The organism is Paenibacillus sp. Soil750 (assembly GCF_001428045.1).
Lineage (GTDB): Bacteria > Bacillota > Bacilli > Paenibacillales > NBRC-103111 > Paenibacillus_E > Paenibacillus_E allorhizoplanae.
Genome location: NZ_LMSD01000034.1, coordinates 165,031 through 186,810 on the forward strand (window position 1 = coordinate 165,031; position 21,780 = coordinate 186,810).

At 46.2% G+C, this 21,780-nt stretch carries 21 protein-coding genes; 13 read left to right on the top strand and 8 right to left on the bottom strand.

Annotation, left to right across the window (positions count from 1 at the left end; translation table 11 throughout):
* Positions 1 to 28: 28 nt before the first annotated feature.
* From ASL11_RS25295 to ASL11_RS25305, 3 genes are all read left to right on the top strand, one after another.
* Positions 29 to 502 carry an acyl-CoA thioesterase gene (locus tag ASL11_RS25295; protein ID WP_056621059.1) on the top strand — a complete coding sequence of 158 codons (474 nt, stop codon included), beginning with the start codon at positions 29 to 31 and terminating at the stop codon, positions 500 to 502.
* Between the two features lie 174 nt (positions 503 to 676).
* The gene (locus ASL11_RS25300) at positions 677 to 1,492 is read left to right on the top strand and encodes a VanW family protein (RefSeq protein ID WP_056621839.1); all 816 of its coding nucleotides are present in this window, start codon (positions 677 to 679) and stop codon (positions 1,490 to 1,492) included.
* The gene (locus ASL11_RS25305) at positions 1,489 to 2,271 is read left to right on the top strand and encodes a DUF817 domain-containing protein (RefSeq protein ID WP_056621060.1); all 783 of its coding nucleotides are present in this window, start codon (positions 1,489 to 1,491) and stop codon (positions 2,269 to 2,271) included. The genes ASL11_RS25300 and ASL11_RS25305 overlap by 4 nt, the downstream gene beginning before the upstream one ends.
* A 53-nt stretch (positions 2,272 to 2,324) precedes the next feature.
* Here ASL11_RS25305 and ASL11_RS25310 read toward each other — a convergent pair whose 3' ends face one another.
* From ASL11_RS25310 to cysT, 4 genes are read right to left on the bottom strand one after another with little or no spacing between them, the layout of a single operon-like run.
* Positions 2,325 to 3,440, bottom strand: coding sequence for a sulfate ABC transporter substrate-binding protein (locus tag ASL11_RS25310; protein WP_056621063.1), 1,116 nt, complete (start codon positions 3,438 to 3,440; stop codon positions 2,325 to 2,327).
* 43 nt (positions 3,441 to 3,483) lie between these two features.
* Positions 3,484 to 4,569 (bottom strand): ABC transporter ATP-binding protein, encoded by a 1,086-nt coding sequence (locus tag ASL11_RS25315; RefSeq protein WP_056621065.1) that lies wholly within the window; start codon positions 4,567 to 4,569, stop codon positions 3,484 to 3,486.
* Positions 4,559 to 5,389 carry a sulfate ABC transporter permease subunit gene (locus tag ASL11_RS25320; protein WP_056621067.1) on the bottom strand — a complete coding sequence of 277 codons (831 nt, stop codon included), beginning with the start codon at positions 5,387 to 5,389 and terminating at the stop codon, positions 4,559 to 4,561. Before ASL11_RS25320 ends, ASL11_RS25315 begins: the two co-directional genes overlap by 11 nt.
* Entirely contained in the window at positions 5,386 to 6,192 is an 807-nt protein-coding gene (gene cysT / locus ASL11_RS25325) for a sulfate ABC transporter permease subunit CysT (protein WP_056621069.1), read from the bottom strand. The genes ASL11_RS25320 and cysT overlap by 4 nt, the downstream gene beginning before the upstream one ends.
* A gap of 327 nt (positions 6,193 to 6,519) precedes the next feature.
* Between cysT and ASL11_RS25330 the strand changes: the two genes are divergently transcribed.
* The 3 genes from ASL11_RS25330 to ASL11_RS25340 all read left to right on the top strand — a co-directional run bounded on the left by ASL11_RS25330 (position 6,520) and on the right by ASL11_RS25340 (position 8,660).
* A complete protein-coding gene (locus ASL11_RS25330) occupies positions 6,520 to 7,350 on the top strand; it encodes an alpha/beta hydrolase family protein (protein ID WP_056621070.1) in 831 nt (276 codons plus the stop codon).
* A gap of 19 nt (positions 7,351 to 7,369) precedes the next feature.
* Positions 7,370 to 7,588, top strand: a complete 219-nt coding sequence (locus tag ASL11_RS25335; RefSeq protein WP_056621072.1) for a YezD family protein — start codon at positions 7,370 to 7,372, stop codon at positions 7,586 to 7,588.
* A 121-nt stretch (positions 7,589 to 7,709) separates the two neighbouring features.
* Positions 7,710 to 8,660, top strand: a complete 951-nt coding sequence (locus tag ASL11_RS25340) for an alpha/beta hydrolase (RefSeq protein ID WP_056621074.1) — start codon at positions 7,710 to 7,712, stop codon at positions 8,658 to 8,660.
* Positions 8,661 to 8,749: 89 nt separating this feature from the next.
* Here the strand turns inward: ASL11_RS25340 and ASL11_RS25345 are convergent, their stop codons facing one another.
* On the bottom strand, positions 8,750 to 9,175 hold the full coding sequence (locus tag ASL11_RS25345; RefSeq protein ID WP_056621076.1) for an ester cyclase: 426 nt from the start codon (positions 9,173 to 9,175) through the stop codon (positions 8,750 to 8,752).
* A gap of 154 nt (positions 9,176 to 9,329) precedes the next feature.
* On the opposite strand from ASL11_RS25345, the gene ASL11_RS25350 reads away from it, so the two are divergent.
* The 4 genes from ASL11_RS25350 (at position 9,330) to ASL11_RS25365 (ending at position 13,172) form a co-directional block, all read left to right on the top strand.
* Positions 9,330 to 10,349, top strand: coding sequence for a helix-turn-helix transcriptional regulator (locus ASL11_RS25350; protein ID WP_056621077.1), 1,020 nt, complete (start codon positions 9,330 to 9,332; stop codon positions 10,347 to 10,349).
* 133 nt (positions 10,350 to 10,482) lie between these two features.
* On the top strand, positions 10,483 to 11,277 hold the full coding sequence (locus ASL11_RS25355) for an SDR family NAD(P)-dependent oxidoreductase (RefSeq protein ID WP_056621079.1): 795 nt from the start codon (positions 10,483 to 10,485) through the stop codon (positions 11,275 to 11,277).
* Between the two features lie 22 nt (positions 11,278 to 11,299).
* Entirely contained in the window at positions 11,300 to 12,445 is a 1,146-nt protein-coding gene (locus ASL11_RS25360; RefSeq protein WP_056621081.1) for a winged helix DNA-binding domain-containing protein, read from the top strand.
* Positions 12,446 to 12,602: 157 nt separating this feature from the next.
* Complete coding sequence (locus ASL11_RS25365) at positions 12,603 to 13,172, top strand: hypothetical protein (RefSeq protein WP_235550580.1); 570 nt, start codon at positions 12,603 to 12,605, stop codon at positions 13,170 to 13,172.
* A gap of 55 nt (positions 13,173 to 13,227) precedes the next feature.
* Here the strand turns inward: ASL11_RS25365 and ASL11_RS25370 are convergent, their stop codons facing one another.
* From ASL11_RS25370 to ASL11_RS25380, 3 genes are all read right to left on the bottom strand, one after another.
* On the bottom strand, positions 13,228 to 14,211 hold the full coding sequence (locus tag ASL11_RS25370; protein ID WP_056621086.1) for an electron transfer flavoprotein subunit alpha/FixB family protein: 984 nt from the start codon (positions 14,209 to 14,211) through the stop codon (positions 13,228 to 13,230).
* Between the two features lie 38 nt (positions 14,212 to 14,249).
* On the bottom strand, positions 14,250 to 15,014 hold the full coding sequence (locus ASL11_RS25375) for an electron transfer flavoprotein subunit beta/FixA family protein (RefSeq protein WP_056621089.1): 765 nt from the start codon (positions 15,012 to 15,014) through the stop codon (positions 14,250 to 14,252).
* Positions 15,015 to 15,075: 61 nt separating this feature from the next.
* Entirely contained in the window at positions 15,076 to 15,663 is a 588-nt protein-coding gene (locus ASL11_RS25380) for a TetR/AcrR family transcriptional regulator (RefSeq protein ID WP_268796233.1), read from the bottom strand.
* A gap of 276 nt (positions 15,664 to 15,939) precedes the next feature.
* Between ASL11_RS25380 and ASL11_RS25385 the strand changes: the two genes are divergently transcribed.
* The 3 genes from ASL11_RS25385 (at position 15,940) to ASL11_RS25395 (ending at position 21,772) form a co-directional block, all read left to right on the top strand.
* Positions 15,940 to 17,979, top strand: coding sequence for a (Fe-S)-binding protein (locus ASL11_RS25385; RefSeq protein WP_056621091.1), 2,040 nt, complete (start codon positions 15,940 to 15,942; stop codon positions 17,977 to 17,979).
* Positions 17,980 to 18,033: 54 nt separating this feature from the next.
* The gene (locus ASL11_RS25390; protein WP_056621092.1) at positions 18,034 to 20,427 is read left to right on the top strand and encodes a 3-hydroxyacyl-CoA dehydrogenase/enoyl-CoA hydratase family protein; all 2,394 of its coding nucleotides are present in this window, start codon (positions 18,034 to 18,036) and stop codon (positions 20,425 to 20,427) included.
* A 157-nt stretch (positions 20,428 to 20,584) separates the two neighbouring features.
* The gene (locus ASL11_RS25395; protein ID WP_056621094.1) at positions 20,585 to 21,772 is read left to right on the top strand and encodes an acetyl-CoA C-acyltransferase; all 1,188 of its coding nucleotides are present in this window, start codon (positions 20,585 to 20,587) and stop codon (positions 21,770 to 21,772) included.
* Positions 21,773 to 21,780: the final 8 nt, after the last annotated feature.

Here is a 21,780-nt window from a genome sequence, read left to right on the forward strand (position 1 = left end):
CTGAAGTCATCATCCGGAGGCAAGCACTATGGAACCTAAAGCAGCAAGACTGTCTCGAACCGTGTTGACAGAAATTATTTTGCCAGCGGACACGAACTACCATAACACAGTGTTTGGCGGTCGCGTGATGCAATATATTGATAAAGTTGCGACGATTGCCTCCATGCGCCATTGTCGTAAGAGTGTGGTAACAGCTTCGAGTGATAGCTTGGATTTTTTCGCACCGGTAAAGCTAGGTGAAGCGATTCAGTTGGAAGCATTTGTTACGTGGACGCATCGGAGTTCGATGGAAGTTTATGTGAAAATTGAGTCTGAGAATCTTCTGACTGGTGAAAAAAAACATACAGCCACATCGTTTCTGACGTTTGTCGCCTTAGATGACGCGGGGCAGCCGTGTCCAGTCCCAGGCATTATTGCAGAGACGGATGAAGAAAAAAAGCTGTTCGAATCCGCGGAAGCACGGTTTACAGCGCGAAAGCTTCGTAAGGAAGCACGTCTATAAGCTATACGTTTACCTGATACAGCAAGCAGTTCCCAATGAGGGAACTGCTTTTTTCTTTGGAAAAAGTGACGATCTCACAACTTTTTGAATGGTAAAGGAGTCAAATGAAGTGAGGATTGACTGCCTCCATTTTATTTTACAGATAAGGATGAAAAATCAGTGGGACTTGTTGACATGAAACAACGAATAGGCAAACGATTTCCTTTCTTATATAGGCTACGCATCCAGCAGCTGATGTTACAACGACGTATCATCAATTTAAATCCGCTAATCAAATATGCTTATAATAAAAATACTCAGCCATATACTTACACAGTGAAGAAGCACAAATCTATATTACGGCGAGTGCTCGGCAATACGGATCCCATTTTACAAGAAAATAAGATTGTAAATTTGAAAATTGCACTTAGAGAAGTGGATGGGATAGTGATACATCCTGGTGAAACGTTTTCCTTTTGGAAGCTAATTGGTAGGACTAGTAAAGAAAAGGGGTACATCGAGGGTCTCATGCTATCACATGGCGAAGTACGTGTAGGTACAGGAGGTGGTTTGTGTCAGTTAGCGAATATGTTATATTGGCTTGCATTACATACGCCGCTTGTGATTAAAGAAAGGCACCATCACAGCTTTGATCTATTCCCAGACGACCGCAGAGTAATCCCCTTTGGTACGGGAACGAGTGTATTTTATAATTACGTAGATTTGCAATTTTATAATCCTACCGAGAATCGGTTTCAATTTCATCTGGAGGTCACGGAAGCGTATTTAGAAGGCTCGATAAGCTGTGATACGGAATTGACTTATGATTATCGAGTGAAAGAGAAGAATCATTCTTTCTACGAAACTTCAAATAAGTGGTACAGAGGCAACGAAATATGGCGACAAAAAGTAAATAAACATGATGATTCAATTGTTGATGAAGAGCTAGTTAATGTGAATCACGCAGAGGTTAAGTATATGAAATCTAATGGAACTCAGGAGAACGAATGAAGAGAGAATATGTGAAAGATTTTCTCGTTTTTGGTTGGAAACAGGCCTTATGCTGCATTTTTCCTGTTATCATCTTTTTGACATTGGCTGTGTCCAAAGCAGTATCCCTGCCATTCATACATCGCTATGATTTCATTTTACTTGTGTGTATTCTCGCGCAATTAGTATTGGTATGGACGAAGATAGAGAGTGTAGATGAGCTGAAGGTTATCACAGTATTTCACATTATCGGACTTGGGCTGGAGTTGTATAAAGTACACATGGGATCGTGGTCCTATCCAGAGGAAGGCTTGACGAAAATAGCCGGAGTCCCGCTGTACAGCGGTTTTATGTATGCAAGTGTATCGAGTTATGTGTGTCAGGCGTGGAAACGTTTTGATCTTCATCTTGTTAATTGGCCTAGCAAATACATGGCGATCCTGGTATCGATAGCTATATATGCTAATTTTTTTACCCATCATTTTATGTATGATATTAGGTGGATTCTCATTGCCTTGATTGTAATCTTGTTTTTTAAGTCACATATTCGGTTCACAGTCACCACCGAAACCTATCGCATGCATACGATCCTTTCCTTCATGTTAGTTGCTTTTTTTATTTGGCTGGCTGAAAATATTTCAACCTTTCTTGGTGCTTGGCGCTATCCAGATCAAGAAATTTCTTGGCGGATTGTTCATTGGGGTAAAATTAGTTCTTGGTTTATGTTGGTCATTATTACGATCATCATTGTCGCGGAATTGAAGCGTATCAAATATCCAAAGCAAGTTAAAGGTGCATGAAATAGCCAAACCCCCGGAAGCTTTAGCCTCTGGGGGTTCTTTTTGCAATTTGTTTATTTCGCTCCGCCTTCGGCAAGGATGGTTTCCCAAATAGCGCCTTTACCGTAAAGATCTTTGTTCACTTTGTCCCAACCACCTAGGTATTCGATATTGAATAGGCCTGGAGGCGTTGTGTAGTTTTTCTCATATTGCTTAGCGACTTCTGGAAGAACAGAACGGAAGCCTTTGTCAGCGAATACTTTCTGAGCATCAACAGAGAACAAATAGTCATAGAACGCTTGAACAGCTGCACGATTACCATGCTTATCGACATATTTATCAATAATAGCAACTGGATTTTCAATGGAAGTCGTGTATTGTGGAATAACTTCAACATATTTCTTGCCAGTTTGAATACGAGCGACAAGTTCATTCTCATACGTAATAATCGCATCGCCTACACCTTTATCGAAGGTCGCTAGGGAATCGGCGCCGCTCTTATCGAGGACTTTAATGTTTTTGTATATTTTAGCTACAAGATCTTTGGCTACAGCAGGGTCTTGCTTACCAGCAGCTTCGGAAATTTTGAGTCCAGCACCGTAGACAGCATTGATATCCCATTTAGCACCACCAGAAGTGCTTGGGTTCGGAATGAGGACTTCAACGCCTGGCTTTGTCAGATCAGACCAATCCTTAATGCCTTTCGGATTCCCTTCACGCACACCAATAGCGGCGATAGAAGTTGTTACGAAACCTTTTTGTGGCGTTTTTTTCCAGTCATGTGTAATTAGACCTTTTTCAACGATTTTTTGAATATCGCCTTCAAGTGAGAGAGGAGCGATGTCCGCTTCGAATCCTTGAATGATAGCTGTAGCTTGGGAACCGGAGGCAACATAGGATTCTTGGAATTCAACCGTTGTACCTGTCTTCTTCTTATATTCTTCTTTGAATTTAGGCAGGATCACATCAAAGGAATCTTTCAAAATGGAGTAAGCACCGACCGTAATCGTTACTTTTCCGCCGTCAGCTTTCGGTGTTGTACTAGCCGCAGTTGTTGCAGCTGTCGTTGCAGCAGCAGATGGAGCACTTGTGCTAGCAGTCTTCGTTGAGCCGGATCCGCAAGCTGTAAGAGCAATACTTGCTGTGAATAAAGCTGCTGTAACTAGGCCAAGCGTTTTGAAATTTTTCATGGTTAACAACTCCCCTTCTTTTCTAAAGCTTATTTGGTATTGGTTATATGAAGACAGGCTGTGGATCTTGTTTGGCCTGATTATCAATCCAGGTTGTACCTGTTTGGGTAAATACGGAAATCTGGTGGATAAGAATATTAACTTCATCGCCAACTTGATAAATGCGTTCTTTCACGGGCTGATAGGCGAAAAACTTGATATGACCTGTATCCACTTCTAGATACCAGGAATCCCCGCGGAAGTGAACATGCGTTACTTTGCCTTTTTCACCAGCTGTAGCCAGGTGACTTACATTGTGTGGACGAACCTCGATGTTCTCAGGACGTATAAGTACATTCACATGTGGAAGCCATTTGCCATCTTGTTGAAGATCTGCAAGTGTAGGGAATCCAACAAGTGGTGAATAGGAGGGAAGGACATTGGATTCACCAATGAAAGAAGCTGCGAACGATGAGGCAGGCTTCGTATAAATTTCCCATGGGCTTCCTTGTTGTTCGATTTTACCGCCTTGGACCAAGATGATTTCATCGGCAACCTCAATCGCCTCATCTTGATCATGCGTTACGAAAAGGGTCGTTACTTTGAACTCGTTGATTAAATTTCGCAGCCAGACGCGAAGCTCTTTACGAATTTTGGCATCGATCGCGGCGAAAGGTTCGTCGAGTAGAAGCAGCCGTGGTTCAGGAGCTAGCGCTCTAGCGAAAGCTACCCGCTGGCGTTGTCCACCAGACAGTTGGTGCGGATATTTTCGCTCATGGCCTGCGAGTCCCATTAAGTTGACCAGATAGGTTACGCGATCATAAATCTCAGCTTTCGATTTTTTGAGCACCTTCAGCCCATATGCGACGTTGTCAAACACCGTCATATGTTTAAATAGCGCATAACTTTGAAAAACGAAGCCTATGCCTCTTTCTTGAACAGGAAGGTGAGTGGCTAGCTTGCCATCGAAATAAATATCACCGCTAGTCGGGCTTTCGAGTCCGGAGAGCATCCGAAGGATGGAGGTTTTACCACCGCCGCTCGGTCCAATCAAACCGACAAGATTCCCTTCTTTTATTTTGAAATTAACATCTTTGATCGCATGAAAGTCGCCGAAATGTTTATTCAGGTTGGTTACTTCAATGTGCATGTGGGGATCCTCCTCCATGGTTTCTTGTTGCTTCGCTTCTTCGTTTCAACCACTCTAGCGATAATAAAATCGTAATGGAGATGAGACCTAATACGAAGGCCACGCTATTGGCTGCTACGAGCTGGAATTGTTCAGCGTCTTGATAGACGAGTGTCGTTGCAGTTTGTGTTTGATTAATGATGTTCCCTGAGACAACTAGAATGGAGCCGAATTCACCAAGTGATCGAGCTATCGTTAAAATCAGGCCATACACGACGCCCCAACGAATACTCGGCCACGTTACTTGGAAGAATGTACGTATGGGTCCAGCACCTAAGGTTGCTGAAGCTTCTTCGGATTGTGTCCCAATCTCTTCTAATAAGGGAACAACTTCACGAACCATTAGGGGGAAGGTAATAAACATGGTTGCAATAACCATCCCGGGAATCGCATAAACGATTTTCATATTATGATCTTCGAGGAATGTACCTAGTGCCGTGTTGGGTCCGAAAATCAAGATCACCATTAAACCTACAATGACAGGTGATACCGCAAAAGGTAGGTCGATTAGAGCATTAATGATCGGTTTCAACCAACGTGAAATCCATGAACCTCTAACAATTTCTAAGGAAATATAAATTCCAATAATGGCATTGAGCACGGTAACGATGCTTACGATAATGAATGAAATCTTCAATGCGTGCAGAGCTTCTGGACGAACAAGTGCATCAAAGAATGCACCAGGGCCATCTTCAAATGCGCCAAAGGTAATCCCTAAGAATGGCAATATGATTAGTAGGAATATGACCAAAAAAGAAATGCCGATCAGTAACTTTCTCATGCTAGCCGCCCCTTTCCGCGAGTCCACAAGTGGATTCCCCATAAAATCAGGACGGAGAGTGTCAGGAGCACAAGTGAGATAGCAGCTGCACCTTCAGGATTGTAGTTCTGTGTTTCACCATATATATAGACGGAGGCGACCATCGTTTTACCGGGTAAGTTACCGGAGATCAAGGAGATGGCACCAAACTCTGCAAGTGATCGGGAGAAAGCGAGCATACTACCAGCAATCGTGCCAGGTAACAGTGCTGGCAATACGATACGGTAAAACGTATAGAATCTGTTTGCACCAAGAGTGAAACTCGCTTGTTCTTCTGCTGGATCAATTTGCTCCAATAGTGGTTGAACCGTACGTACTACGAATGGGAAAGTGACAAAGACTAGACCAATAACAATTGCTGTTTGATTGTAAAGCAGTTTGATTCCTACCGAGTCTAGCCAAGCTCCTAGTGGACTTTGTGGTCCTAGTAGGGTGAGGAACATTAAGCCTGCAACGGAAGTGGGAAGTGAAAATGGAAGATCGACCATGCTGTTCAGAATGCTCTGTCCTCGGAATTGATATCGGACTAGCACATAAGCGATTATCGTTCCTACCACTGCTTGAATGACCGTTGCAACAATACTTAACTTAACTGTTAATACAATTGATTTCCATGCTAAAGGTCCTGTGACTTCTTTCCAAAAAGGTTCCCAGCCTAATGAAAATCCTTTGACGTAGATGGTGGCAATGGGGATAAGAAGAAGCACAATTAAGTAGCCTATAAGCACGGATCGAACCGTCGCTTTAAAAACCTTGTTACGCATGGAGCACCACCTATTCTCATAAAGCATACCAACTTACTTGGTTTTATTAAAATGACTATAACAGCGCCAGGATTATTCTGTCAATAAGTAATTTTGGGGTAAATACGTGATGTTAAGTATTTATTTTTTCCTATAATAGTAGAAATGCATTTTTAAAATAGGAACATACATTGAAAGAAAAATCTTTAACAATTTTTATGAAAAATGTTTGGATAATTAAGTAAAACACTCATTGACACCAGTACCATCACATGCTAAGATTGGTTTACATTTTAATTCCGAGTAAAAAGATAAGATTAATATGAGTAATGAAAGGGAGTTACCAGCATGGAGCATGCCATCACGATTCAAAGCGACGATGTCGAATTAGCCGCAACATTACATTACCCTACACAACAAACCACAGCGGTTCAAGCCGATTGTCAGCGTTGGCCCTTGATCATCATTTGTCACGGATTTATCGGGAGTCGAATCGGTGTTGACCGGCTTTTTGTAAAGGCAGCTCGTTCTTTTAGCGCACAAGGTTATTTTGTACTTCGTTTTGATTATGGTGGCTGTGGCGAGAGTACAGGGGATTACGGCGCAGGTGGACTAGATGTACTTATTGAACAGACCCGACGAGTGATTGATTATGGTGTTTCCATTGATTGTGTGGATCTGAGTAGAGTTATTCTCCTTGGACATAGCTTAGGCGGTGCCGCTGCAGTCTTAACAGCAGCGAAGGATCATCGCGTGAAAACCCTTGTCCTTTGGTCGGCTGTTGCCCATCCACACAACGATATTATGCGAATCGTCGGCAAAAACGAATACGAGAAACTCCCACTAGGTGGTTCGATCGATCATCATGGTTATAAACTAACAAGTCGATTCTTCGAATCTTTGTCGCAGCATCAACCGTTTGAACAATTACGTAAATTTACTGGCGATGTATTTGTTCTTCATGGAACAGCAGATGAAACCATTCCTGTCGATTATGCACCGTTATATCAGAAGATGTTCTGGCTGCGCAAAGAAGGTCAATGTGACCTGGAGCTCGTGTATCAAGCAAATCATACGTACTCGACGACACCATCAACGACTGAATTGCTGGAGAAAACGGGAGATTGGCTAAACTATACGTATAAACGCAACAAAGAGTGGAATGATTGGACAATTTAAATGACATGGAGGCATGACGATGGCGAAACCACTGGAATTAGACGAAATTTGGGTTGAGCGAATTAAGCAAATTTTAGATGGACTAGAATATGGTTCTGTACAAATTGTGGTTCATGATGGCAAGATTACACAGATTGATAAAACAGAAAGAAAAAGATTTGAGACCGCGGCTGCGCCACAAGCGCAAGCCACTTTACAAGCGGTGAAATCGACGAACAAACAAAAGAGTAAAGTTTAGATTCATCATTGGACTTATCATTTATCATCAGCCCCCATGCCTTGTGGAATGGGGGCTGTTTTCATTCGTCAGAAGACGTATACTAATGAGGAGTAGAAGCGAGATTTGGAAGGAGAATCTTATGCGTAAAGGTCACTTTATTTGGGAAGATACGCAGGGAATCAAACACTATGTGTACGAGTGGCTGCCTTCGGAAGACGTGGGATTCAAGGGGATTGTGCAGATTGCACACGGGATGGCAGAAACAGCAGCCAGATATGAGCGATTAGCTGATGTTCTGACTAAGAACGGATACGCCGTCTATGCAAATGATCACTTGGGACATGGCCGAACAGCGGGTTCTCTGGAAGCCGTGGGTAAGTTTGGCAAGGATGGCTTTCATGCCATGGCTGATGCAATGGGACAAATTACTTCACAAATTCGTACGCGTTATGCAGAGTCCAATCTACCCTTATTTATGTTAGGGCATAGTATGGGTTCATTTTTAACGCAGTATTACATGGGATCTTATTTGAAGCGATACCCGACTCATGTTCAAGGGATTCTATTGTCCGGTTCGAATGGAAAAGAAGGCCCAGTCCTACAAGTTGGAATTGGGATAGCGACGCTGGAAGCAGCAATTCGAGGAGATCATTTTAGGAGTGTCCTGTTGACCGCACTCTCTTTCGGATCGTTTAATACGAAGTTCAAGCCGAATCGTACGGCGTTTGATTGGTTGAGTCGGGATGAACGTGAGGTTGATGCATATATCAATGATCCTTACTGCGGTGGGATTTTCACATCGGGATACTTCAGGGATTTCTTCAAAGGATTAATGGAAATACATACCCCCCAGCATTTGGCTCGTATTCGCAAGGAGATTCCAATTTATATTTTCTCAGGTGAGGATGATCCAGTTGGCGGGCAAGGAAAGGGCGTACGCAGTTTAATTAAGACCTATGAGAAGCTGGGGATACAAGATATCAGCTATAAGCTATATCCAGGTGGCAGGCACGAAATGTTGAATGAAATTAATCGCGATGAGGTAATGAGGGATATTGTTGCAAGGTTAGATAGTTGGATCGCGAAGTGAAATAAGCTGTTCCTTATCGGCCTGATGGCTTATGGGGAACAGCTTTTTTGGTGATGGTTGGAAATGTCACATTGTGAGTTCGCTAGTTGTTACTTCGCGTTCCGTTCGAGTTGCGCACGAATGCCTTCACGATCGATTTGAATCCAGTATTCTACGATTTTTGCATCCTTCACACGATAAACAGCGCTAGCGATTTCGACAATCGGTTTCCCGGTAGGTGGGAAGCCATCAACTTCTCCAATATGTGTACCCGTTTGTTTCCAGCGAACATAGACACGATCATCCTGGGCGAGGAGCTCCTGAACTTCTAATTGAAAAGTGCCATAAGCGTCAAGCATTTCGCGAACATGATCAGCGTAATTCGTCGGCGTCCGATGTACTGTTGTTTCATTTTCAGCTGTCATTTGATGAGCTAGAACCTGTTCGGCCATGTAATCATGGGCTGCATCGGGCTGCTTGCCAGAACGGACTAGTTGAAAAAAACGTTGAACGACGTCTCTTGGTGATAATGACATAGGTATTGCTCCTTAGTTGGAAAAATGAGTGATTGGTAGAAAAGTATAGGGGATTGCAGGTAGAAGTGCAAGCGGCGGATTAGAAGGATGATGAGGCAGGTAACTTTCAAAGGCAATGTGTTAAACTAATGTAAAATGAAGGAGGCTCCAATGTATGAAGCATCTTACCTCAGACCGAATTAAAATCCCGCTAGGATTCTGGGCAGGATTACGTCAATTGGGGATTTCTCCCCACGATATAGCTCGTCAAGCACGTTTGCCGCTCACCATTATGACTGAAACAGGAGTCACCACTACCCAATATTTCGCGATATGGCAGGCTTATTCCGATCTCATAGGTGACAATGCCCAAGGAATTATCAAGCTGGTGACCGCCTTTGAAACAGCCAAGTACCCACCGTCTGTCTTAGCGACTTACCATGCTCGTGACTATCGTGATGCACTAAACCGAATGGTTCGTTATAAGCGAATGTGCCCGCCGGAAAGCTTACATATCACCGAGGAGGGTGAGAGCTGTGTAATCGAACTGAATTGGGTGACTTCAGAGCAAACCGGTCCACCTATGCTGGTTGGTATCACACTGGCATACCTGCTGGAACTCGGACGACGAGGCACAGGCAAGCCTTTAACGGCGAGATTCGTTGAATTTTCACAGCCCATGGGCGATGTACAAGCACTTGAAGCTTACTTTGGCTGCCGCGTCGGGGTTGCTGCACAAAGTAACCGTTTGACATTGGATCGAAGAGATTTGGAGCACCCCTTTGTTTCGTACAACGAAGAATTGCTAGAGATGCTCACTCCTGTTCTGGACCAAACCTTGGATGAGCAACAGCGTAGACGATCTGTTACTGAGATGGTCAAATGGATCTTGAAACGCAGCCTTACCGGAGGACGCCCCGACATTCATGCGGTCGCAAAGGAGTTGGGTATGAGTGAGCGCACATTGCAGCGTCAGCTTACAGATGAGAACACGAGCTTCCAGCAACTGTTGACTCAAGTTAGACATGAACAGGCAAGGGAGTACTTGGCAGACCCCACGTTCGAAATTAAAGAAGTGGCTTTCTTGATTGGATATGAAGACCAGAACTCATTCTACCGTGCCTTCCGCTTGTGGGAAGGCGATACGCCTTCCAATTGGCGTGCGGCCAACGAAACCTTTGCTACAAAGAACTAATTTGTACAGCTTTGATTATTTGGCGTGTTATGCAAGAACTTTGGCGCCATAGGCTAGTTACGGAACAATTCAAACCAAGTAATATAATCCCTATCCGGGTACAGTATTTTGATATAAAAAGGAGACAAGCATAATGGATATGGGATTAACCAATAAAACAGCTTTAGTTACAGGATCTACGAAGGGGATAGGTAAAGCTATTGCGATTGAACTTGCCAAAGAAGGGGTCAATGTCCTCATTAATGGACGGAATTTTGAAGAGGTAGAGCGGATTGTTCAAGAAATGAAGTCGAATTTCCCAGCTACCTCACCTCAAAATGCGACTGCTGATATTGTGGATCGTATGCAAAGAGAGGCGCTATTTAAAAAATACCCTGACATAGATATTTTAGTGAACAATATGGGGATTTATGAAATGATGCAATATGAGGACATTGATGATGAAATATGGGAAAAGTACTTCCGTACCAATGTTCTAGCTGCAAATGGATTATCTAAATTTTACTTACCTAACATGCTGAAAAATGATTTTGGGCGCATTATCTTTATCGCAAGTGAAGAAGCACTGATGCCTTCAGGTCAAATGCCACAGTATTGTATGACGAAATCAATGCTATTATCATTGTCCAAAAGCCTATCTAAATTAACTAGAGGGGCAGAAGTTACTGTCAATTCAATCATGCCAGGCCCAACACTCTCTGAAAATGTGCAACAAATCATTGAAGGTATGTATCCTAGTGAAGATATGACTTTTTCAGAAAAAGAGAAACAATTGATGTCTACAATCTTACCTCAATCTGAAATCCAACGATTTATCAATCCTATTGAAATCGGAAGACTAGCTGCCTTCCTATGCAGCCCATATGCTTCCGCATTTAAAGGTTCTCCGATTCGTATGGATGGTGGGATGGTACCTACTATTTTTTGATATTTATATAGGAGGCGTGTGCGTGGATACAGGTAAGAAGAAGCCAGCCAATACGGCAACTAACCTCGAAACTGCTTCAGTTCTTGGAAGACGCGCTTTGAACCGCGCTTTGCTCGAGAGACAATTGCTGCTTAGGAGAGTCAAACTGCCAGCGTTTGAAGCCATTGAGCATTTAGTTGGTTTGCAGGCTCAAGCCCCCAATCCTCCATACTATGCTTTGTGGGCACGGCTTGAAGAATTTCGACAGGAAGAACTGAGTCAACTTATTGAAGAAAGGAAGGCGGTGCGCATCGCGATGATGCGCTCTACAATTCACTTAGTGTCAGCTCGTGATTGTTTGGAGTTGCGACCATTGGTACAAGGTGTCCACGACCGAGCTTTTACTGGTACCTATGGCAAGAGTCTCGCTGGTTTAGACGCACAAGCGCTAGCCGCCGCAGGCCGAGCATTGGTTGAAGCGAAGCCAATGACATTCAGCGAAATAGGCAAGCGGCTACGTGAAGAATGGCCGGACCGAGATCCGGATGCTCTCGCAGCTGCCATTCGGACGTTGGTGCCACTTGTTCAAGTGCCACCTCGCGGACTCTGGGGTCTAAGTGGCCAAGCATTGCATACATCTGCAGAACTCTGGCTGGGATCGTCCCTCTCTTCCGTACCGAAGCTGGAAATAATGATCCAACGCTACTTGTCCGCCTTTGGCCCAGCTTCAGTCAAGGACATGCAGGCATGGTCGGGTCTAACCAGGTTGCGTGAGGTACTCGAGAAACTTCGTCCTGATCTCATCTGCTTTCGTGATGAGCAGGGGAATGAATTGTTCGACCTGCCAGATGCACCGAGACCCGACCCTGCCATTGCAGCTCCACCACGATTTTTGGGCGAGTTTGATAATATCCTCTTGTCACATGCAGACCGCTCACGGATTATAGATGACACTTATCGAAATCGGGTATTCACCAAGAACGGCATCATTCGGTCAGTTATCCTTGTTGACGGCTTTGTTAGAGGAATATGGAATATCAAGCGGGAGAGCGGAACAGCGACACTCACCATTGAACCCTTCAGGAGTTTATCTTCTCAGGAACAAGATGAATTAGTAGTAGAGGGGGCTAAACTGTTGAAATTTGCAGCGGTTGACGACCTCACCCATGATATTCAGTTCCTAACCTAGGCGATGCAACGAGCACAATAATTATAAACAATCAAACACCTAAATGGATCAGTTCAATAGGAAATAATTTACATTATGCTTGAAACATTTGGGAAAGCTGGTCCGTTTAAGAGTTGTGTGAGTTGTTATGAAATTGGGGTTAGAAGGGGGAGTTGTGGTGAGAAGAGTAATAAGTATCCTACTTATGACGGTTCTAGGATTAAGTTTCATGATGATCTTCCATTCTTCAAATGTATATGCTTGCTCCTGTGCTCAGCCTCAAACGGTGAAAAATCAATTTAGTCGATCGGAAGCTGTTTTTTCTGGGAAAGTGCTTGAAGTGAAGGAGCAAAAAAACTTAAACGGAAGTATGACCAAAGCTGCGCTATTCGACGTAAGCCGTATATGGAAAGGTGGCACTTCATCTCAAATTATTATTCATACGGGAAGCGGTGGCGGGGATTGTGGATTTAAATTTGAAAATGGTAAGGAATATTTGGTATATGCCCAGCCCTCCACCATGTATGGAGACAAAGAGTTACTTGTTACAATCATTTGCGATCGGACAGTTGCTTTAGATCAAGCGCAGGAGGATCTGGCTGTATTAGGTGAGGGGAAAATTCCAACCGAACAAGTACATCTTGAAGGTGAGCTGTCACGCACGCAGCCCTTTATCTGGGTTGCGGTAATTGGAGTAGTTGTGATAGGAACGACATTTTTCTTGGTTCGGCGAAAATGGAGGAAATGATTATTAAGCAGCCCCCTTCGCGTATTTCGAAGGGGGCTGCACTCGTCTGCTGCGTTTACGCCAGCAGCTTTTTAAATTCCTCGGTCAGCAGCGGCACGACCTCGAACAGATCGCCGACGATGCCATAGTCAGCGACTTTAAAGATCGGCGCCTCCGCATCCTTGTTGATCGCGATGATGACGCGCGAAGAACTCATCCCCGCCAAATGTTGAATGGCGCCGCTAATGCCACACGCGATGTAAATTTCCGGCGTCACGACCTTGCCGGTCTGGCCGATCTGCATCGCGTACTCGCAGTACCCCGCGTCGCAGGCCCCGCGGGAAGCCCCAACCGCGCCGCCTAAGACGGCAGCCAGCTCTTCGAGCGGCTGGAATCCATCGGCGCTGCGCACGCCCCGCCCGCCGGAGACGACGATCTTGGCTTCTGCCAAGTCGATGGCGCCGGACGTCTTTTTCACGACCTCCCGGATGATGCTGCGCAGGGAGGGAGCGGGATAGGCAACATCGATGATCGCTGCTTGACGCGAAGCGTCAGGCGAGGTAGGCGGGATGTTGTTCGGTCTTATCGTGACGACCCATGGTGCGGCAGGGTCGGTAAACGCTTTCTTTTCGACCGCCTTGCCAGCGTAAAGCGGTCGGGTGAACAAGACGTTATCGCCGCTTCGTTCGATGGCGGTAACGTCAGAGATTTGGCCGGCGGAGAGCGAAGCGGCGGTCAAAGGAGCTAGGTCACGGCCAATGGCAGTATGGCCGAAATAAACTGCATGAGGCTTGGCGATTGAGGTCACGGCCAACAGGGCACTTAGATATGCTTCCGAGCTGTAGCTCTCTAGCTGAGCATTCTCGACTACATAGACGGTATCCGCGCCATAAGCGGCGAGCTCACCAGCTAACGCTTTCGTACCAGCACCACCGAGCATAACGGCAGCAAGTGTATCACCATCAGCAGCAGATAGCTGCGCCGAACGTAGGGCCTCAAAGGATACTTGACGAAGCTTGCCACTGCGAGCTTCTGCAACTACAAGAAATTGTTTAGCCATCGATATAGCCTCCTAAGTAATTATAGTTTCGGGTAAATTTAGATCACTTTGGATTCGTTTCGCAGTGCTTGAACGAGCTCAGTTACTTGGTGGGCAAGTTCACCTTTGAGGATGCGACCAGCTTGACGCTCAGGTGGGAGGGATAAAGCCAGTCGTGTCGTTTTGGCAAGAATAGCATCCGCACCAGAAATGTCATCTAGGGTTAAGTGTTGGAAAGGTTTTTTCTTCGCTTTCATAATGCCAGGAAGTGAGGGGTATCTAGGTTCATTTAGGCCTTGTTGCGCTGTAAATAGGGCAGGGAGTGGAACTTCGATCACTTCAATATCGCCTTCGGCATCCCGGTGAACAAGTGCTGTTTCTCCTGTGATTTCCAGCTTAGTAATCGAAGCGACATGAGGCAGTCCAAGCAGATTAGCAAGACGAATGGCTACTTGACCTGCACCGTTATCAACGGAAAAGTTACCTCCAAGTAAGAGGTCGACAGACTGGCTACGTAAATATGATGCTAAAATTTCAGCAATTTCGAATTCGTCCCCGAGGATTCGATCATCGGTAATCAAAACAGCCTCGTCAGCACCCATCGCAAGAGCAGTTCGCAGCGCTTCCGCCGTGCGATCAGGCCCGATCGATAGAAGTGTCACTTTACCGCCATGCTCATCTCGCAGTTGTATAGCTTGCTCTACCGCATACTCGTCGTATGGATTTATGACGAACTTCGCACCATCCTCTTGAACGACACCATTTTGCAAGACGATTTTCTCCTCTGTATCAAACGTTTGCTTCAATAATACAAAAATGTCCATAGCCAAGCTCCCTCCTGAATATACATGAAATAGAGACCTTACTTGCCCAACTCTAGAATAATTATGACTCAATGCCTTTAATGAAAAAATCAAGCGTTGGACCAACCTGAGCTGTTAAGGAATACTTTTGCCCAGAAATCAGCCAAGAGGTGACGACCTCATCCATACCTCCAAAAATAAGAAGTCTTACCAGCTTCACATCCAGATCCGCACGAAAGCTGCCGTCATTCTTTCCTTTTTCTAATATATTTTCAATGAGGATAATATATCTCTTTAGGGCAAGACCAATCTCTTTACGAAGCTCCAAATCACTTTGACGAAGCTCAATTTGCGTGAGGTAGGCCATATGAATGTTATTTTCCAACTCGCTAAAATGAATCTCACAGATTTTTCGCAGCGCTTCCTTCGGGCTCGTGCTTTCTCGGACAGCTGCGTTGAATTTCTCGACAAGCTCGCCTAATTTCTCTTGAAAAAGACTAGTTAAGATATCCTCCTTCTTCTTGAAGTAGAGATAAATGGTGCCATCCGCGACGCCGGCTTCTTTGGCAATGCGTGAAACTTGGGATTTATGAAACCCGTTTTCCGCAAATACTTTCATCGCGCCTTCGAGAATCGCATAATACTTGTCTGGTTTTTTGCCACTTGTCAAGGAGATCACCTCGGTGTTAGAATACAAATATCGGTGAATGAATACTCATTCATTTTTGTAATTTCATCATAAAATACGCAGTACGCCTTGTCAACGACTTATTCCGCTTAACCAAGCAGTAGGGAGGTTTGTCGGCTTACTCTTCACATGGAAGCAGGTTTCTACTCTTATTTAAAAAAAGGGATTCATGGAATTTGCTTTTTTGCGATTCGTGAATGTAAGCGTTAACAAAAAAGGTGAGTCATTAACAAACTAAATATAAAAGGAGGGTCCTCCATGACCGGTACGCTGATTCAGTTTCTACTCTTTTTGGCGGTTACGGGTTTGGCGCTCTACGGGTTTGGCCGGGTTGTGTATCACCGATATTTATACATCCAGTTGGGGAAATCGGTTGATTTGAAGAAGGAAGCGAGCTTAAGGCTCAAGGGGTTTGCGGTTCAAGTGTTTGGCCAGACGAAGTTATTGAAGGATAAAAAGAGCGGTATCATGCATATCGTAATTTTTTACGGCTTCATTATTCTACAGCTAGGTGCTTTGGACCTTATTTTAAAAGGATTAATTGACCGAGGGTTACCTGTCCCAGGTTATGACTACTTCACCCTCATGCAGGAAGTGACGGTCGGGTTGATCGTGCTGGCCATGGGTTACGCGACCTATCGACGCTATATCGAGAAGCTTAAACGCCTTAAGCGAGGCTGGAAGCCAAGTATTGTTGTGTTTTTTATCATGTTTCTGATGTTGTCAGTCGTCATTAGCGGTGGCTTTGAACGAGTGCGCGAGGGATTGCCGGCTTCAGGCTTCGCTCCGTTGACATCGGTCTGGGCTGGTATGTTCGATGGCATGTCAACATCAGCGGCAACGGTAGGTTTCTATGCTGGTTGGTGGATGCATCTGCTGATTCTGTTATCTTTCCTTATCTATGTGCCGCAGTCCAAGCATTTTCACATTATTACCGCTCCGATTAACATCTTGTTGCGACGCACGGAGCCGACGGGTAAGCTTGCATCCCTGAATTTGGAGGATGAAGACGCAGAGACATTCGGTGTTGGCAAGATTGAGGATTTTACGCAAAAACAGATGCTGGATTTCTACTCCTGTGTAGAATGTGGTCGTTGTACGAGCGTATGTCCCGCTAATACGACTGGCAAGTTGCTGTCCCCGATGCACCTCATTACGAAGCTGCGCGATCATTTGACGGAGAAGGGCGCTGCTATAACCTCGAAATCCCCTTGGGTGCCTGCCATGGTATTCGCACCAGAATCGCAGGGGAATGCACTTGAAGTAGAACTCATCGGAGGTGTAATCACCGAGGAAGAGTTGTGGGCTTGTACAACCTGTCGGAACTGTGAAGATCAATGTCCAGTTGCGAATGAGCATGTGGATAAAATCATTGATATGCGCAGGCACTTGGTGCTGACACAAGGAAATATGCCGCATGATGGTCAACGCGCACTTCAAAATATTGAAAGGCAAGGTAATCCTTGGGGAATTTCTCGCAATGATCGTGTGAAATGGGTCAAAGAGGTTGACCCAGAAGACGAACTTCAAGTGCGAACTGTTAAGGAAAATCCAACCTTCGAGTATTTGTTCTTTTTGGGTTCGATGGGTGCTTATGATAATCGCAGTCGCAAAATTACTCATGCATTCGTGAAATTAATGAAGGAGGCTGGTATCTCTTTTGCCATATTAGGAAATGAGGAGAAAAATTCAGGTGACACACCGCGTCGGATGGGGAATGAATTCTTGTTCCAACAGCTGTGTGCGGACAATATCGCTACTTTTCAAAAGTATAAGGTAGGGAAGATCGTTACGACATGCCCGCATACGTATCACACGTTCAAAAATGAGTATCCCGAATTTGGCTTAACGGCAGAAGTTTATCATCATACAGAACTGCTGGATCTATGGGTGAAAGAAGGACGCTTGACTCCGCAATACGAGGTCAATGAACGCATAACGTACCACGATTCTTGCTACTTAGGTCGTTATAACGAAGTGTACGAGGAGCCCCGTAATGTGTTGCGGGCGATTCCAGGTGTGGAACTTGTGGAACAAGCGCGTTCTCGTGAGAACAGCATGTGCTGTGGAGCGGGCGGAGGCATGATGTGGATGGAGGAAACGGCCGGTACTCGTGTGAATGTGGCGCGTACGGAGCAGCTTCTGAGTATCAAGCCAACGGTGATCTCCTCGGCGTGTCCTTATTGTTTGACGATGGTGGAGGATGGCACGAAGCTGAAAGAAGTAGAAGAGCAGGTAAAAGCACGAGATATCGCGGAAATTCTTGCACAATCGGTGTTTGGTCTATCGAAAAACTAATGTAGTGCTTACGAAGCTAGTTTTTCTATCGAAAAACTTTTAGGAGATGATCTCATGACAACTATTCGTACGGCAGCGGTAATCGGTTCGGGAGTAATGGGTTCCGGTATTGCTGCGCATTTGGCCAATGTAGGTATTCCTGTTTTATTGCTCGATCGTGTGCCTGAACAGTTAACATCACAAGAGGAAGCGGCAGGTTTGACGCTCGATCATCCCAAAGTACGGAATCGGTTTGCTGTTACTGCTCTGGAGAAGCTCGGCAAGACTAACCCAGCACCCTTGTATAGTGAAACTTTTGCTTCACGCATTACGCCAGGGAATATCGAAGATGATTTGGCGAAGCTGAGCCATGTGGATTGGATTGTCGAAGTTATTATCGAAAATTTACAGGCTAAACAAGAGCTTATCGCTCGTATTGAAAAGGTGTGGAAGCCCGGTACGATCGTTTCGTCGAATACGTCAGGAATATCCATAAATGCCATGGTGGAGAACGCTGGGGAAGCATTCAAGAAACATTTTCTAGGGACTCATTTCTTTAATCCTCCGCGCTACATGAAATTATTGGAAATTATTCCGAATGAGCAGACGGATCCGGCGATCATCACGAGTATGAGTGATTTTTGTGAGAAAAAGCTTGGTAAGGGCGTTGTGCAAGCGAAAGATACACCTAATTTTATAAGTAATCGGATTGGTACTTACGGTTTGCTGATTACTTTAAGAGAAATGCTGGCCAAAGGTTATACGGTTGAAGAGGTGGATGCGGTTACAGGACCTGCTATGGGGCGGCCGAAAAGCGCAACATTCCGCACATTGGACCTTGTTGGTCTCGATACATTCGTGCATGTGGCGAACAATGTGTTTGATCTCGTGACGGATCCCGTTGAGAAGGATGTCTTCGATACACCTGCCCTTCTGAAAGAGATGGTAGCCAAAGGCTGGATCGGCGAGAAACAAGGTCAAGGCTTTTATAAAAAGGTGAAAACGGCCGAAGGTAAGGAAATTCAGGCTTTGAATTTAGAAACGATGGAATACGCGGTAGGTCGCAAAATTAGCTCAGCATCCTTGGAGGCTGCCAAACAGGCGAAGGGAACTGTGGGCAAGTTGAAGGCATTGCTTGGTGCGAAGGATCGGTATTCGGAACTGGCGTGGAACATTCTGAAGCCGGTTCTACTGTACGCTGCTGAGAAACGCGACGAAATTGCGGAAACAATCGTTGATATCGATAATGCGCTCAAGTGGGGCTTTAACTGGGAGTTGGGACCTTTTGAGACATGGGATGCGATTGGGCTAAAACGTTCTGTGGAACGCATGGAAGCGGAAGGCAGTACTGTGCCCGAGTGGGTAAAAGCATGGATTGACGCGGGTCATGACAGTTTCTATGAGCGGAAAGAGGGTCGCATATTCGCGATCTTGAACGAGGAGCTTCGCGAGGTGGAGTCTCGGCCAGAAATCATCTCACTGGCATCTCTCAAGCAACAAAATAAAGTCATCCGCTCGAACAGCGGAGCGAGTTTAATTGATATTGGTGACGACGTTGCTTGCCTAGAGTTCAACTCCCCGAACAATGCGATTGGGGCCGATATTCTCACGATGATTCAGCAAAGTGTTGATGAGGTGCGTAGTAATTATCGGGGGTTGGTTGTGGCCAATGAGGGCAAAAACTTCTGTGTTGGCGCCAATCTAATGCTCCTGTTGATGGAAGCTCAGGACGGCGAGTGGGATGAAGTGGATGGCATCATTCGGTTATTCCAGAATGCCATGCTGAAGCTGAAAAGACTGGATAAACCTGTCGTCGCTGCCCCGCATAAAATGACGCTCGGTGGGGGCGTAGAGGCCTGTATGCCAGCGGATCAAACGATTTTCTCGGCGGAGACGTATTACGGACTCGTTGAAACGGGTGTTGGACTCATTCCCGCCGGAGGCGGCTGCAAAGAGCTAGCGCTGTTGGCCAGTCAGCAAGTAAGAGATCCGGAAGTTGATCTGCAGCCATGGATCAATGCAGCATTTGAGACGGTGGCCATGGCGAAGGTGTCCACGAGCGGCCATGATACGAAACGTCTTGGCTATATGCGAGCGCAAGATTCCGTTGTCGTAAATCCGGATCATCGGATTTATGAAGCGAAGCAAGCCGTGCTTCGGATGGATGCGGCAGGCTATACACCACCTGCGATTGAGAAAATCCGTGTCGTAGGCGAGAACGGGAAGGCGGTTATGCAGGTCGGTGCCTACTCGATGCTGAAGGGCGGCTACATTAGTGCGCATGACCAACTGATTGCCAATAAGCTAGCACATGTATTAGCAGGGGGGAATGTACCTGCGGGGACGTTGGTGACGGAGCAATATATGCTGGATTTGGAGCGCGAGGCGTTTTTGAGCTTATGTGGTGAGATCAAGACGCAGCAGCGGATGCAATATATGCTCTCGAAGGGCAAGGCTTTGAGGAACTAAGAAGATGGCGTTGACTAAGCTCATTCCGCTGAAATAGCGCACTCTCGTTCCCTTTCGGGGCAGGGGAGAGGATGAGGTTGAAGATAAGGATAACGATAAGGATGAGAACACAATTTGTAAGGTATGATACCCAACTATTCCTAATGAGGTGAGTTCGATGAAGGAAGCCGTCATTGTATCCATAACGCGCACAGCTGTTGGACGCGCGAAAAAAGGCAGTTTCGCGCAAACACGCGCGGAAGATCTAGGCAAAGCCGTACTCGAAGAAGCTGTACGGCGAGTTCCTGGTCTCGACAAGGGTGATGTCGAGGACATCATCATCGGGTGCGCGATGCCTGAAGGCGAGCAAGGGCTGAACTTCGCCCGCACGATGTCGCTGTATGCGGGCTTTCCCGTGACCGTGCCGGCAATCACGGTCAATCGCTTCTGTTCCTCCGGCTTGCAAGCCATCGCCTATGCGGCGGAGCGCATTATGCTTGGCCACGCCGAGGTGATCATCGCCGGAGGCGTCGAGAGTATGAGCCACGTCCCGATGACGGGCTTCAAGCTCTCGCCGCATCCGCGGTTGGTCGAGACCATGCCCGAGGTGTACATGGGCATGGGGCATACGGCCGAAGCCGTAGCTACGCGCTTCGGCATCTCGCGCGAAGCGCAGGATGGCTTCGCGACGCGCAGCCATCAGAAGGCAGCGGCGGCCATCGCAGCGGGCCGCTTCACAGACGAGATCGTGCCGGTGAGCACGAGCGTGAAGGGCGTGGACGAACGAGGCAAAGCCTTCGTACGTGAGTATGTGTTTGCCACGGATGAGGGCGTTCGCCCCGATACATCCGTGGAAGGGCTGAGCAAGCTGAAGCCTGCGTTCAGCTTGGGGGGCTCTGTGACGGCGGGCAACGCGTCACAGACGTCGGACGGCGCAGCGGCGGCCGTGCTGATGAGCCGAGAGCGCGCGGAAGCGCTCGGGCTGAAGCCGATGGCGACGTTCCTGTCCTTCGCGCTATCCGGCGTGGAGCCGGAAATCATGGGCGTTGGCCCGGTCAAAGCGATTCCGAAGGCGCTGAAGATGGCTGGTATTTCCCAAGATCAAGTCGATCTTTTTGAGATTAATGAAGCTTTTGCTTCACAGTGCGTTCATATCGTTCGCGAGCTGGGAATAGACGAGGAGAAGGTCAATGTAAATGGAGGAGCGATTGCACTGGGTCATCCACTTGGCTGCACAGGTGCAAAGCTGTCAACAAGTTTGATCTATGAGCTGCAGCGCCGAGGCGGCGGGTACGGGGTTGTGTCAATGTGTATCGGCGGTGGTATGGGAGCAGCTGGCGTGTTTCAAGTCCATGCAGCGGAGTAAGGCAGCAC